Below are 13513 nucleotides of genomic sequence, written 5' to 3' on the forward strand. Positions count from 1 at the left end.
CCAGCAGGCCATGGCCGAGTTGCGTCGGGATCGAACGAGTTTCATCATCGCCCACCGGCTCTCGACCATCCGCGACGCCGATCTCATCGTGGTGATGGACCAGGGCCGGATCATCGAACGCGGCACCCACAGCGAGCTTCTCGCTAAGCGTGGCGCTTATTGGTCCATGACGCAAGCCTGACCGCCGTACGCTCGAGACGATGAGCGAGACGGTCTATACGTTCTGCCGGATCTGCCTGGCCTCGTGCGGTCTCGAGGTGACGGTCGAGGACAACCACGTCACGAAGATCGCCGCCGACAAGCAGAATCCGCACAGCTGGCGGGACTTCTGCGCCAAGGGCCGCACCGCACATCACCTCGTCGAACATCCGCGCCGGATCCTCAACCCCATGCGCCGCGTCGGCGACACCTATGTCGAGACCACCTGGGACGAGGCCATTGCCGACATCGCGAGCAGGATGAACGCCGCGATCGAGGCCGGTGGACCCGACGCCGTCGGTGTCTACTACGGCAATCCGGCGGGCTTCTCCTCCTCCAACGTCATCTTCATGAACGGCTGGCTGGACGCGATCGGAACCCAGAACCGCTACGCCGTGGGCTCGGTCGACCAGAATGCGATGCACGTCGTCGCGGAAGCGATGTACGGTTCGATCCTGATGGCGCCGGTTTCGGACATCGACAACTGTGACTATTTCCTGCTCGTCGGCACCAATCCCGCAGTGAGCGCGTGGAATTGGCTCGAGACGGTACCCGGTGGCTGGCGCCGCGCCCTGGCGCGCCAACAACAGGGCGCGACGATCGTGGTGGTCGACCCGCTGCGCACCGAATCCGCGGAGAAGGCCGACGCGCACCTCGCAGTGCGCCCCGGCCAGGACTGGGCGCTGCTGCTGGCGATGGTCAAGGTCATCCTCGACGAGGGTCTCGAACACCACGGGGACTGCACCGAACTGGCGACCGGCGTGGACGACCTGCGTGCCCTGGTCGCGGCGGCCGATCTGGACGACCTCGCCGCCCGCTGCGACATCAGCCGTGACCGGATCGAGCGGGTGGCCCGCGACTTCGCCGCGGCGCGCGGCGCCATGGTGGTGACGCGCACCGGGGTGTCCCTGCATCTGGCCGGTACGGTCGCCGAGTGGCTGGGCCATGTGCTCAACGTGATCACCGGCCGCATGGACCGCCCCGGCGGCCGCCGTTTCGAACCGGGCTACGTCGACGCCATCCGGATGTCGGCGATGGTCAAGGCCAAACCGCACTACAGCCGACTGCTGGGCCGCGAAATGGTCGCGGGCGCGCACGCACTCAGCGAGTTGCCCGACGAGATCACGACGCCGGGCCGCGGCCAGATCCGCGCGATGCTGATCAACTGCGGTAACCCCGTCGTCTCCGGACCCGACGGCGACAAGCTGGACCGCGCGCTCGCCGACCTGGATCTGCTCGTCGCGATTGACTTCGTCCAGCGGGAGAGCCACCGTCACGCGCACTGGTTGCTGCCCGCCGCCCACTGGCTGGAGCGCAACGACCTGCTGGCGTTCACCAGCAACATGCACGACGAACCGTACCTGCAGTACGGCGCAAAGGTGGTCGAGCCGCCGCCGGGTGTGCGCGAGGAATGGCAGATCTTCACCGACCTCGCGCTCGCGATGCGTAGACCGTTGTTCGGCGCCAAAGGCCTCAACGGGTTCATCAAGGCGACGCGGGCGGTTGCGCGCGCGACTCGCAGGCAGGCCCTGGAATTCGGTCCCCACTGGATCGACCGTCTGGTCGTGGCGACCTCGCGAAAGGTCAACGGCCACAAGATCAAATGGCGCGACGTCATATCGCATCCGCATGGCTGGGTGCTGGGCCCGCGCGAGTTCGGCCACTTCCGCGACGCGCTGCGAACCGACGACAAGAACGTGCACACCGCACCACCGGAGTTCGTCGCGCGCGCCCGCCAGCTGCTCGCCGAACCGCGTCCCGCGGCGCCGGTCGGCTATCCGTACCAGCTGGCCAACCGCAGGCAGCGGCACTCGATGAACTCGTGGCTCAACGAGTTACCGGGTCTGCATCCGGCCGGTAAGGGCAACGACGTGGTCATCCACCCGAAGGACGCCGCCGACCTCGGGGTGAGCGACGGCGATGTCGTCAGGGTGTTCTCGCCCGTCGGCTCCATCGAGTTGAAGGCGGTGGTGAACGACCGTCCGCGTGAAGGCGTGATCATCGTCGACCACGGCTGGGGTTCACGGGTCTTCGATCCGCACGGGCGCAGTGAGCCGGTCTCCTACGGCGTCAACCGCAACCTGCTGGTCGAGGGGGCAACGGTGGACCCGCTGTCGCAGACGTCGGCGCTGAGTTCGCAATACGTTGGAGTGGAACGGGTTTCCTGCTCGGACGCTTAGAGGTTCGGCCCTTCGGCGCGCAGTTCGTCGACGTTGCGCATCGCCTCGCGCAGCTTGCTCAGCCACTCGTCGGCATGCTCACCGACCAGACGCACCGACCACGCCAGGGCATCCGAGCGCGACCGCGCCACGCCCGCGTCGACGAGGGTGTCGAGCACTTGGCGCTCGGGCTGACGCAACCTGGTCATCACCGGAACGGCCATGTTGGTGAACATGATTCGCTCATGGTTGTCGGCCCCCGGTTCCCCGATCTCGATGCCCCACGCGACCTTGCGGCCGTAACGCGCCTCCGCTTCGTCCGCGATGTGCATGCGTTCGGACCTGGTCTCTTCACGGAACCGCGCGGCCCGTCCCGACGCCCGCGCCTCGCTTTCGTCGCCCGCGGCCTCCGGCAGTCGGCCGATCACGGTGATTTCCTCGCGGTCGACCACCACCGTCGGGTCCGCGGCGAACCAGCTCTCGGGAAGCCGGCCGGCGAACCAGTCGGCCGCGTCGCCCGCATCGGGCTGCTGTGCCTGTTGCCAGCCGCCCTGACGGCGGCGGCCATGGATATTGTGTCGCATGATTACATGCTTACACCGTTACACGGTTTATATCCGGTCGTTCGCCGTGGGCGAACGGAGCAGGTCAGACCCAGGTGCCGCCATCGACCCGCAGGACGGCACCGGTGACATAGGAGGCGCGGTCGCTGAGCAGCCACGCCGCCGCCTGGGCGATCTCTTCGGGGTCGGCGGCGCGGCCAAGTGGGCAGTCGGACACCAGTTGAACGATCACCCCGGGGCTGGCGCTCTCCCACTCCCGGATCATCTCGGTCAGCGTGGTCCCCGGAGCGATCGCGTTGACGCGGATACCCTCGGGGCCGTAGGTGACCGCTGCCGATTCAGTGAGGCTGTTGACGGCCCGTTTCATCGCGCCGTACGCCGGGAGTGCCGGGTTGCCGCGAAGGCTCCCCACGCTCGACGTGTTGACGATCGCGCCGGTTCCCGCCGTCGCGCGGATTGCTTGGACCTCGGCACTCATGGCCAGGTACACGCCCTTGAGGTTCACCTCGTAGACGCGGTCGAAGTCCGCCTCGACTACCTGGTCGATCGGCCCGGGCGGCACGAACGTCGCGGCGTTGTTGAAGGCGATGTCGAGCCGGCCCCACTTCTTCACTGCCGTGTCGACGGCCGCACGGACATCGGCCGCGTCGGCGAGATCACAGACGACGTAGTCGGCGACACCCCCGGCAACGCGGATGTCGTCGGTGACGGCACGCAGTTGTTCTTCGGTGCGCGCGGTGACCAGAACGGAGGCTCCTTCGCGGGCGAACAGCCGCGCGGCCGCGGCGCCGATGCCGCGCCCCGCACCGGTGATCATTGCGGTCTTGCCGGCCAGTAGACCGGTGGTGGTGGTGTGAGTCATGGCATCGAGCCTGTGCGGACGCGCCGACGACAACCAGGTCCCACCGATACCTGGCTGAAACACCGAAAGCCTGAAGAATGGCGGTATGGACAGGACGGAGTTCGCCGCTTTCCTGCGGAGCCGCCGCGAGCGGATCGCCCCGACGGACGTCGGCCTGCCCCTCCGTCGCCGTCGCCGCACACCGGGTCTGCGCCGCGACGAGGTCGCGCAGCTGGCGTTCATCTCCACCGAGTACTACACACGTCTCGAGCAGGCGAGGGCGCCCCATCCGTCGGCGGAGGTGCTGGCGGGTCTGGCCAGGGCGCTACGCCTGTCCGACGCCGAGCGCCAGTACCTCTACACGCTCGCCGGGGTGGCACCCGAGAGGCCGACCGGACCGCCGATGATCGTGCGGCACAGCATCGTCGATCTCGTCCGGCGGCTTCCGCTCGCGCCGGCGATCGTGTTGTCCGCGACCTACGACGTGCTCGCGTGGAACGACCTGGCGTGCGCACTGATGGAGGATTTCTCCGCGTTGCCGCTACGCGACCGGAACCTGGCCCGGCGCGTGTTCCTCGGCCCCCATCCAGACGGGCGGCGCCTCTACGGCGTGTCCGATGCGGACGAATTCGCCAAGATCTGCGCTCTGCATCTGCGCACGACGGCCGCGAAGTATCCCGAAGACAGGCAGACACTCGACCTGATCGCCGAACTGCGCGATGGCAGTTCAGAATTCGCTGAGCTGTGGGAGCGGCACGACGTCAGCGTCGCGGTCGCGCTGTGCAAGACGTTCGACCACGCGAGAGTCGGGCCGGTGCCGGTCAACTGCGACGTGCTCGACGTCGCCGACGCCGATCAGCGGGTCGTCATCTACACGGCCGATCCGGGTTCGGCGTCGGAAGAGGCGCTGCGCCTGCTGTCGGTCATCGGCACACAGCGACTCGACGCCTGATCATGACAACGCCTAGCCGCGCTTGCGCAGCAACACGAAGCCGCCGCCGACCACCGCGCCGATCAGCAGCAGAACGGCCAGCGTCGGGCTGACCAACCACCACACCAGGGCGATCGCGATAAGGGCGGGCGAGGCGACGAAGAGCACCATGCCCGGGTGCTGCTTGATGACCGCCAAGGCGCTCTGCGCCCGTACCCGGTCGATGTCCTTTGCCATAGCCCAAGAATGCCAGCCGACGACGGATTCGGCGTCGGTGAACCAGTCCGAAAAGTCCCCCACCGCGGGACCGTCGCCCGGTTAGTTTGTAGCGCATGACAGCACCGATCAACGGAAGCTGGCGCCCCGATCCCGAGGGTCGCTATGAGTACCGCTGGTGGGACGGTCAGCAGTGGACCGACCAGGTTTCGCAGCAGGGGCAGGTGGGCCGAGCACCGCTGACGTCACTGGGTGGACCTCCCCCGGCCCCCCAGGCTCCCCCGCATCAGACGGCGCCTCCGCAGGCCGCTGCCGTCGGCGACGGGTTCGGAGGCATCAGCGGCGACTTGGTCGACGGCCGGTTCAGCGAGAAAGAGGCCAAGGCCATCGCCAACCAGAACACGAAGATGTTGCGTGTGCGCCTCGGCGAACCGTTCATGGCGCGGCAGGGGTCGATGGTGGCCTACCAAGGCAACGTCGATTTCGCGTTCGAGGGTGGCGGCGCCTCGAAGTTCATCAAGAAGGCGCTGACGGGCGAGGGCCTGCCCCTGATGCGGGTTCAGGGGCAGGGCGACGTTTTCCTCGCCGAGCGGGCGTACGACGTGCATCTGCTGTCGCTGAACAACTCCGGGCTGTCGATCAGCGGAAAGAACGTCCTGGCGTTCTCGTCGAGCCTGAACTGGAACATCGAGCGGGTGCGCGGCGGCAGCATCGCGACCGGCGGACTGTTCAACACGACGCTGCGCGGAACCGGATGGGTCGCGCTGACGACCGACGGGCCGCCGGTGGTGCTGAATGCGGCGGAGGCGCCGACGTTCGCCGACACCAACGCTGTGGTCGCGTGGTCGGCGCATCTGCAGACCCAGCTCAAGACCAGCTTCAAGGCCGGCGCGCTGATCGGCCGAGGGTCCGGCGAGGCGATCCAGGTCGCGTTCCACGGTCAGGGCTTCGTGATCGTCCAGCCGTCCGAGGGTGTGCCGCACGTCGCGACCGCCTAGTCACAGCTCGAGCAGCACCGTCACCGGTCCGTCGTTGACGAGTTCGACCTGCATGTGAGCGCCGAAGACACCGGTCTGGACGGTCGCGCCGAGATCGCGCAGCGCATCGGCGAACGCGGTGACGACCGGCTCGGCGGTCGCGCGCGGCGCGGCGGCGTTCCATGCCGGCCGCCTGCCCTTCGCGGTGTTCGCATACAAAGTGAACTGGCTGACGACCAGGATGGGCGCCGAAACGTCCGCCGCGGACTTCTCATCGTCGAGAATCCTGAGCTGCCACAGCTTTTCGGCCATCCGTCGGGCCTTGTCCGCGTCGTCGTCATGCGTCACGCCGACGAGCGCGAGCAGCCCCTGGCCGTGGGGCCGGATCTGCCCAACGACCTCGCCATTCACCGTGACCGCGGCCGACGTGACCCGCTGAGCGAGAACTCGCATGCTCGCAGATGCTGCCATGGCCGCCGATGCGTGCGGACCGGCCCTTGAGACCCGACTCCGGTTGAATACCCCTAGGGGGTATCGGGTACTCTGGTGAGCATGGCTACCACCACAGTCACAGTCACCGGAATGACCTGCGGACACTGCGCGGCGTCGGTGCGCGAGGAACTCGGCGAAATCCCGGGCGTACAGGCGGTCGACGTCGACGTCGCCAGCGGCGCCGTGACCATCGACAGTGTCGCACCCGTCGAAGCCGACGCGATCAGAAGCGCCGTGGAGGAGGCGGGCTACCGCCTGGCCGGCTGATGAGACCCGACGCCGCGGCCACCGACACGATCGAGTTGTCGATCGACGGTATGACTTGCGCGTCGTGCGCGAACCGGATCGAGCGCAAGCTCAACAAGCTCGACGGCGTGACGGCCACCGTCAACTTCGCGACCGAGAAGGCGCGCGTCGAGTACGGCGCCGATGTGACGCCGCAGGCTCTGCTGGCCACCGTCGAAGAAGCGGGTTACCACGCGCACCTGCCTGCTGACCGCACGACAGACGACGAGGACCCGACCGTCGCACTGCGGCGCAGGCTGCTGGTGTGCCTGGCGCTGACCGTCCCGGTCATCGCGATGGCGATGGTCCCCGCGCTGCAGTTCCCGAACTGGCAATGGATGTCGCTGGCGTTGACGACGCCGGTGGTGCTGTGGGGCGCCTGGCCGTTCCATCGCGCGGCATGGACCAACCTGCGCCATGGCAGTTCGACCATGGACACGCTGATCTCGATGGGCACGCTCGCTGCCTTGGGATGGTCGATCTACGCGCTGTTCTGGGGCACCGCGGGCGCCCCGGGGATGACGCATGGATTCGAGTTGACACTGTCACGCGGCGACGGTTCGGGCAGCGTGTATTTCGAGGTCGCGGCGGGAGTCACAACGTTCATCCTCGCGGGCCGATATTTCGAAGCGCGATCGAAACGGCGTGCGGGTGCGGCGTTGCGGGCGTTGCTGGAGCTCGGAGCCAAGGACGTCGTGGTCCGCAGAGACGATGGCGAACAACGCATTCCGATCGATCAGCTGGGCGTCGGAGACGAGTTCGTGGTGCGTCCGGGTGAAAAGATCGCCGCCGACGGTGTGGTGGTCGAGGGCGCCTCGGCGGTCGACGCTTCGATGCTGACCGGCGAGTCGGTGCCGGTGGACGTCGCTGCGGGCGACGAGGTCGTCGGGGCGACGGTCAACGTCGACGGTCGACTCGTGGTGCGGGCCAAGCGGATCGGCGCGGACACTCAGCTGGCGCAGATGGCGCGGCTGGTCGAAGACGCCCAGAACGGCAAGGCGGAGGCACAGCGACTGGCCGACCGAATCTCCGGGGTTTTTGTGCCGGTGGTGATCGTGTTGTCGGTCGCGACTCTCGGGTTCTGGCTGGCCACCGGTGGGTCGGTCGCGGCGGCCTTCACCGCGGCGGTGGCGGTGCTGATCATCGCCTGCCCCTGCGCGTTGGGCTTGGCGACACCGACCGCGCTGATGGTTGGCACGGGGCGTGGAGCGCAGCTCGGCATCCTGATCAAAGGGCCGGAGGTGTTGGAGTCGACGCGGCGGATCGACACCATCGTGTTGGACAAGACCGGGACCGTCACCACGGGCAAGATGACGCTCATCGATGTCGTCGCCGCCGACGGTGAACAGCCCGACGAGGTGCTGCGGATCGCCGGAGCGGTCGAGGACGGTTCGGAGCACCCGATCGCACGGGCGATCGCGAAGGGCGCGCGGGACAAGCTCGGCGACCTGCCGGCGGTCGAGGACTTCACCAACCTGCGTGGTCTCGGAGTGCGCGGATGGGTCGACGGACGCGATGTGATCGTCGGACGGCAGCGGCTGCTGACATCGCAGGACTTTCCCGAGTCACTGAAAGAGGCGGTGCGACAGGGGGAGTCGCAAGGCCGGACCGCGGTGGTCGTCGGGTGGGGCGGGTCGGCGCGCGGCGTGCTGGTGGTGGCCGATGCGGTCAAACCGACGTCGGCCGAAGGGATTTCACGACTCCGCGCTCTGGGTTTGCGGCCGATGATGGTGACCGGCGACAACGAAGCCGCAGCCCGCACGATCGCTGCGCAGGTGGGCATTGACGACGTCGTCGCCGAGGTGCTGCCGCAGGACAAGGTCGACGTGGTCAAGCGTCTTCAGGCCGACGGCAAGGTGGTCGCCATGGTGGGCGACGGAGTCAACGACGCGGCCGCGCTGGCCCAGGCCGACCTCGGGCTCGCGATGGGAAGTGGCACCGATGTCGCCATCGAGGCGAGTGATCTCACGTTGGTGCGCGACGACCTGAACGCTGTCGCCGACGCGATTCGGCTGTCGCGCAGGACGTTGGCGACGATCAAGGGCAATCTGTTCTGGGCGTTCGCCTACAACGTCGCAGCGTTGCCGTTGGCGGCGGCAGGCCTGCTGAATCCGATGATCGCCGGTGCGGCAATGGCATTCAGTTCGGTGTTCGTGGTCAGCAACAGCCTCCGGCTGCGCCGGTTCTCCGCTACAGCGTGAGGTTGATCGGTCCGAGTATCTGGCAGTTCGGCTCGAGTGCGTCTTCGAAGACCTTGCCGCAGCCTCGTCCGCTGGCGGTGTAGGTCGCGCCCGGCTGGTACGGCGCGAAAAAGACCTGCGCGGCTGCCGGCCCCCGCGCCTGTGTGCACTGGCCCTGCGAATTGGGCCCGGCGACGTGGACACAAGCGACGCTCCACGCTGGACGGAACGGAGCGCCGCAGGCCAGGAATGACACGGTCGCCGTCACCTTGCTCACGCCGTCGGTGTTGACGACCTGCGGCGGCGACAGCGTGTAACCGCACGCCGGCTGCGGTGGCTGCGCGTTCGCTGTACCCAAACCCAGCAGCCCGGACCACGCGACGACCAGTGTGACCAGCACAGCTTTGACGACCCGGCTCATGCCTGGATCGTAATTCACCCACGCCAGTAGCCGTTTCGAAATGGAAGCGTCGGGTCCTACGGCCCTTCGCTGTTCTTGGGGTGGTTGTCGGGGTCGGTGGGTGGGTCGTCGGGTTCGTCGGGCAGGAGGTATTTCTCGGGGTGGTGGTAGTTGTTGATGCGGGTTTGGCCGGTGTCGAGCTCGGGTGGGGGTAGCCATTCGACGCGGCCGTCGGCTCGGATGCGGGTGCGCCAGCCACCGTCGGTGACCAGCCGGTTGTGCGGGCCGCAGGCCAAGGTGAGCCCGTCGATGTCGGTGGCCCCGCCGTCGGCCCAGTCTTGGGCGGCGTGATGGACCTGCGCCCAGTTCGCCGGGGCGCTGCACCCGGGTTTGGTGCAGCCACGGTCGCGGGCGTGCAACACGATGCGCTGCCCGGGTGTGGCCAAGCGTTTGGCCCGTCCCACATACATCGGCACCTCCCGATGATCCTCATAGACCACCAGGTAGTGCTCGCTGGTGGCGGCCATGGCGATCAGGTCGGCCATCGGCACCAGGGTGCCGCCGCCGGTGACGGCGAACCCCGCCAACGACTGCAACTCCTTCAGCGTCGTGGACACCACGATCGTCGACGGCAACCCGTTGTGCTGGCCTAACTGCCCCGACGCCAGCAGGGCGCGGCCCATCGCGATCAACGCATCATGCTGGCGCTGCCCGGCGCAGCGGGCGTCGTTGACGAACTGCTCCCCCGAGGGCGGTCCGTCCACGCACGGGTCGGGGTCATCGGGATTGCCCATCCCCGGGGCGGCCAGTTTGGCCATCACCGCATCGAGGGTGGCGCGCGCGTGCGGGGTGAGCAGCCCACGCACCCGGCTCATCCCATCAGCACCTTGCGGACCGAACTCGAAGAAACGTTTGCGTTGCCGTTCACGCTCGGCCTCCTCCGGTGGTGTGCCGTCCTCATCGAGCAGCGCCATCAACCGCTCGGCGACCTTGCGCAACTCCTCAGGACACAACCCGGCCCCGGTGCGGGCCAGATCGGCCTCGGCCAACTCACGGGCCTGATAGTTCACCGAGATCGGCAGCTGGTCGAAGAACCTCTCGATCAACGCCACCTGCTCACCACCCAACTGTCCGCGCGCCTGAGCCGCCGCCGTATGTTCGAGCACCGGCGCCAGCGCTTCACCGGTCAACGCGCGCCGCGGACCCAACACCGCCGCCGACGCGATACGACGCCTGGCCTCCTTACGCGACACCTGCAACACCGTCGCTATCGCCTCCGGCCACGAACACGCCCCCACCGCCCTCGGCTCCACTTCGGCCACCAGCCGGGCGATCACCGCATGATCGACCACCGGCAACCGCCGAACCACCCGCTCACACCGAAACAACACCTCCACCAGATCACGCGACCCCAACCCCTCCACCGACAAACCAACAAGCTCATCCACCGCGGAATCCAACGCATCAAGAGCCTTCACAACTTGCCCCCGATCGGCGACCCCGCCCCCACTCATGTCAGGCCTGCGACCTGTCGTAGACCCGGCTTAGGGTCCGAGGTATCGAGCCTTCTTCAGCCATAATCGAACAATAGTTCGAACCACCGACAAGTTCAGTCCGCCCGCCGCACGCGGAACAACTTCACATCGGACTTGATCCCCTTCAAGTGCCGGGACCCCGCGAACGAGAACGAAAACCGCTCGTCTTCGCCGATCGCCTCGTGCGTTGACTCCGAGACCAGGACGGAGCCGGGCCGAGCGGCGCCCGTGACGCGGCTCGCGAGATTGACCGCCCCGCCGAACCAGTCACCGGTTCGGCTCACGGCCATCCCCGTGGCGAGGCCGACGCGAAGCCGTGGGAAATCCTCGTCGTCGTTGGTCTTTTCGACGAGGGTCAGCGCCGCCTCCAGCAGCGGCACCGGTTCCTGGCTGACGAGCATCACCTCGTCACCGATCGTCTTGACGAACCGGACGGGCGGGACGGACACCTCGTGCGCGAGATCGAACAACCGGTGGGCGAGGCGCTCGAGATCTTCGGGCGGCACGGCCTCACCGAGCCGGGTGAAGCCGACGAGGTCGGCGAACGCGATCGTCACGAGCCGCGCACCCGGCAGCCGTTGGCCCTTCGCGCGTTCGGAGGCGGTGATCGCCTCGGTCTCCATCAGATGCCGCAACTGCAACCGCAACATGTCCTGAATCATGGGGCCCAGCAGCGGGTTTGCGGTCCGCACCAACGCCTCGGCGTTCTTGGCGATGACGAGCTCCGACGCGCCTGGGTCGAGCACCGAAGCGAGCCCGGCGTACCGCATCACCTCGGCGGCCTTCGACAACCCCTCGGCGAGTACCCGGGTGATCTGGATGATCTGGTCCGGCAGGATCCCGATCTCGATGAACCGCTGTGCGTATGCCGCGGCTTCGGCGTCGGCGCGCAGATGGACCTTCGCATCGGGGTCGTCGACGGTGGGCAGCCCCATCGCGCGTTGGATGCGCTGCAGAAGGTCGAGATCGATGCCCGTCTTCTCGCTGGTCTCCCGGGTGGAGACGTAGACGCCGTCGTCGCCCAGTGCCTGACGCGCGGCGAGCAGCATCGGCAGGTAGGCGTTGCGGATCACCTCGACGTCGATGCCTCTGCTCACCAACCACGAAACCAATTCGGCGCGTTCGGCGCGTTCGTCACCTTCGAGTCCGTCGAGCAGACCGGACCCTTCGACGTCGAAGTCATCGGCCACCGGCCCAACGTATACCCCGTGCGATAGTCGGAACATGGGTTCGCCGGTGCTGTACGGGTTCGCGCCGATCGTCGGCGAACGCCCCCACACGTTGATCCTCGGCAACATGCCCAGCGTCATGTCCCTGGCAGCGCACCAGTATTACGGCAACCCCCGCAATGCTTTCTGGCGCATCGCAGGCGACATCTACGGGTTCGCGGCGGACGCGCCGTACGAGCAGCGTTGCGCCGCGCTGAGGGCTCATGGCATAGCGGTCTGGGATGTGCTGCGATCATGTCGGCGCGCGGGCAGTCTGGATTCCGCGGTGAGACCGGAAAGCATGGTGGCGAACGACTTTCAGCAATTCTTCGACACGCACCCCAATATCAGTTTGGTTTTGTTCAACGGCGCCGCAGCGGAGAAGAACTACACCCGACTCGTTTCCGTCGCAAATGAATTGAGCTACCGACGCCTGCCGTCGACCAGCCCGGCGCAGACCATGCCGTTCAACGAGAAACTCGCGATCTGGCGCGAAGCGCTGTCCGCACGTCGATAACGTCCCCCGCCGGCTCTGGCGACGCATATTCTCAATGCGGACGTGGAGGTGTCAGATGACAACTGCACCGACATGTCGGGCATGCGGTGGCGAACCGCGAGCGGGTGCCCGATTCTGTGATGCCTGTGGCGCGCCGCTACCGGGGCCGCAACGACCCGCCGAGTACAAACAGGTGACGGTGCTGTTCGCCGACGTCGTCCGATCGATGGACCTCGCCGCGGCGGTCGGGCCCGAGCGGTTGCGCGAGATCATGGCCGAGCTGCTAGACCACTGCACGACGATCGTCACCCGCTACGGCGGGACCGTCGACAAGTTCACCGGCGACGGCATCATGGCGGTGTTCGGTGCCCCGATCGCGCTGGAGGACCACGCCCTGCGCGCGTGTATCGCCTCGCTCGACATCCAATCCGAGGCCGCTAGGCTCGCAGCCGCAGTGAAGAGCCACGACGGGGCCGACCTGTCATTGCGGATCGGTTTGAACTCCGGTGAAGTGGTCGCCGGCGAAATCGGTTCTGTCACCGCGAGTTACACGACCATCGGTGAGCAGGTCGGGCTAGCGCAGCGGATGGAGGCGGTCGCCCCGCCCGGTGGGGTGATGCTCAGCGAGTCGACGGCCCACCTCGTCGAGGACGCGGTTGAGCTCGCCGACGCCGAAGCGGTGCCCGTCAAGGGAACCACCGCAGCGGTGCTCGCACGGCGATTGCTCGCCGTCGCCGAAAGCCGTCCCCGGCGCCGCAGCGACGCACCCTTGGTCGGTCGAACTTGGGAACTGAACACCATCACCGCTCTCCTCGACGAGGCGATGACCGGTGCGGGATGCGTGGTCAACATCGTCGGGCCGCCAGGGATCGGCAAGAGTCGGCTCGCGCGCGAGACCGCAGCGGTCGCTGCCACTCGCGGAATGTTGGTCTTCAGCACCCACTGCGAGTCACATGCGCGCGAGATCCCCTTCCATGTCCTGGCGCGTCTCCTGCGGTCGGGCACGCAGACCGACGGCCTCGACGCCGAGGC

The 13513-nt window shown here is 67.4% G+C and carries 15 protein-coding genes; 8 read left to right on the plus strand and 7 right to left on the minus strand.

Annotated elements, in window-relative coordinates:
- Positions 1-181, plus strand: a 181-nt coding sequence (locus A5698_RS08690; RefSeq protein WP_156670664.1) for a hypothetical protein, incomplete at its 5' end; no start/stop codon positions are given.
- 19 nt (positions 182-200) lie between these two features.
- Positions 201-2378: a molybdopterin-containing oxidoreductase family protein gene (locus tag A5698_RS08695; RefSeq protein WP_068295570.1), complete on the plus strand. Its 2178-nt coding sequence runs from the start codon at positions 201-203 to the stop codon at positions 2376-2378.
- Here A5698_RS08695 and abmR read toward each other — a convergent pair.
- Complete coding sequence (gene abmR, locus A5698_RS08700) at positions 2375-2941, minus strand: ATP-binding transcription factor AbmR (protein WP_068295572.1); 567 nt, start codon at positions 2939-2941, stop codon at positions 2375-2377. The genes A5698_RS08695 and abmR overlap by 4 nt on opposite strands.
- Before the next feature lie 64 nt (positions 2942-3005).
- Positions 3006-3782 (minus strand): SDR family NAD(P)-dependent oxidoreductase, encoded by a 777-nt coding sequence (locus A5698_RS08705; RefSeq protein ID WP_068295574.1) that lies wholly within the window; start codon positions 3780-3782, stop codon positions 3006-3008.
- A gap of 85 nt (positions 3783-3867) precedes the next feature.
- On the opposite strand from A5698_RS08705, the gene A5698_RS08710 reads away from it, so the two are divergent.
- The gene (locus tag A5698_RS08710; RefSeq protein WP_068295576.1) at positions 3868-4713 is read left to right on the plus strand and encodes a helix-turn-helix transcriptional regulator; all 846 of its coding nucleotides are present in this window, start codon (positions 3868-3870) and stop codon (positions 4711-4713) included.
- A gap of 12 nt (positions 4714-4725) precedes the next feature.
- Here the strand turns inward: A5698_RS08710 and A5698_RS08715 are convergent, their stop codons facing one another.
- Entirely contained in the window at positions 4726-4929 is a 204-nt protein-coding gene (locus A5698_RS08715) for a hypothetical protein (RefSeq protein ID WP_068295585.1), read from the minus strand.
- Between the two features lie 95 nt (positions 4930-5024).
- Here A5698_RS08715 and A5698_RS08720 point away from each other — a divergent pair, with 95 nt between their 5' ends.
- The gene (locus A5698_RS08720) at positions 5025-5906 is read left to right on the plus strand and encodes an AIM24 family protein (RefSeq protein ID WP_197506714.1); all 882 of its coding nucleotides are present in this window, start codon (positions 5025-5027) and stop codon (positions 5904-5906) included.
- Here A5698_RS08720 and dtd read toward each other — a convergent pair whose 3' ends face one another.
- Positions 5907-6338, minus strand: a complete 432-nt coding sequence (gene dtd, locus A5698_RS08725; protein ID WP_068295578.1) for a D-aminoacyl-tRNA deacylase — start codon at positions 6336-6338, stop codon at positions 5907-5909.
- A 99-nt stretch (positions 6339-6437) separates the two neighbouring features.
- Here dtd and A5698_RS08730 point away from each other — a divergent pair, with 99 nt between their 5' ends.
- Together A5698_RS08730 and A5698_RS08735 are read left to right on the plus strand one after the other, a co-directional pair.
- Complete coding sequence (locus A5698_RS08730; RefSeq protein ID WP_067088582.1) at positions 6438-6644, plus strand: heavy-metal-associated domain-containing protein; 207 nt, start codon at positions 6438-6440, stop codon at positions 6642-6644.
- Positions 6644-8863, plus strand: coding sequence for a heavy metal translocating P-type ATPase (locus tag A5698_RS08735; RefSeq protein ID WP_068295580.1), 2220 nt, complete (start codon positions 6644-6646; stop codon positions 8861-8863). The genes A5698_RS08730 and A5698_RS08735 overlap by 1 nt, the downstream gene beginning before the upstream one ends.
- Here the strand turns inward: A5698_RS08735 and A5698_RS08740 are convergent.
- From A5698_RS08740 to A5698_RS08750, 3 genes are all read right to left on the minus strand, one after another.
- Positions 8853-9263, minus strand: coding sequence for a hypothetical protein (locus tag A5698_RS08740; protein ID WP_067088578.1), 411 nt, complete (start codon positions 9261-9263; stop codon positions 8853-8855). The genes A5698_RS08735 and A5698_RS08740 overlap by 11 nt on opposite strands.
- Before the next feature lie 56 nt (positions 9264-9319).
- Positions 9320-10690 carry an HNH endonuclease signature motif containing protein gene (locus A5698_RS08745; protein ID WP_231967349.1) on the minus strand — a complete coding sequence of 457 codons (1371 nt, stop codon included), beginning with the start codon at positions 10688-10690 and terminating at the stop codon, positions 9320-9322.
- A 161-nt stretch (positions 10691-10851) separates the two neighbouring features.
- The gene (locus A5698_RS08750) at positions 10852-11967 is read right to left on the minus strand and encodes an adenylate/guanylate cyclase domain-containing protein (RefSeq protein ID WP_231967350.1); all 1116 of its coding nucleotides are present in this window, start codon (positions 11965-11967) and stop codon (positions 10852-10854) included.
- Positions 11968-12001: 34 nt separating this feature from the next.
- Here A5698_RS08750 and A5698_RS08755 point away from each other — a divergent pair, with 34 nt between their 5' ends.
- Both A5698_RS08755 and A5698_RS08760 read left to right on the plus strand, forming a co-directional pair.
- Positions 12002-12502 (plus strand): DNA-deoxyinosine glycosylase, encoded by a 501-nt coding sequence (locus A5698_RS08755; protein WP_068295583.1) that lies wholly within the window; start codon positions 12002-12004, stop codon positions 12500-12502.
- 55 nt (positions 12503-12557) lie between these two features.
- Positions 12558-13513 (plus strand): adenylate/guanylate cyclase domain-containing protein (locus tag A5698_RS08760; protein WP_156670665.1); only part of this gene is annotated, 956 nt, incomplete at its 3' end.

This window comes from Mycobacterium sp. E136, from assembly GCF_001666865.1.
In the GTDB taxonomy this organism is placed as follows: domain Bacteria; phylum Actinomycetota; class Actinomycetes; order Mycobacteriales; family Mycobacteriaceae; genus Mycobacterium.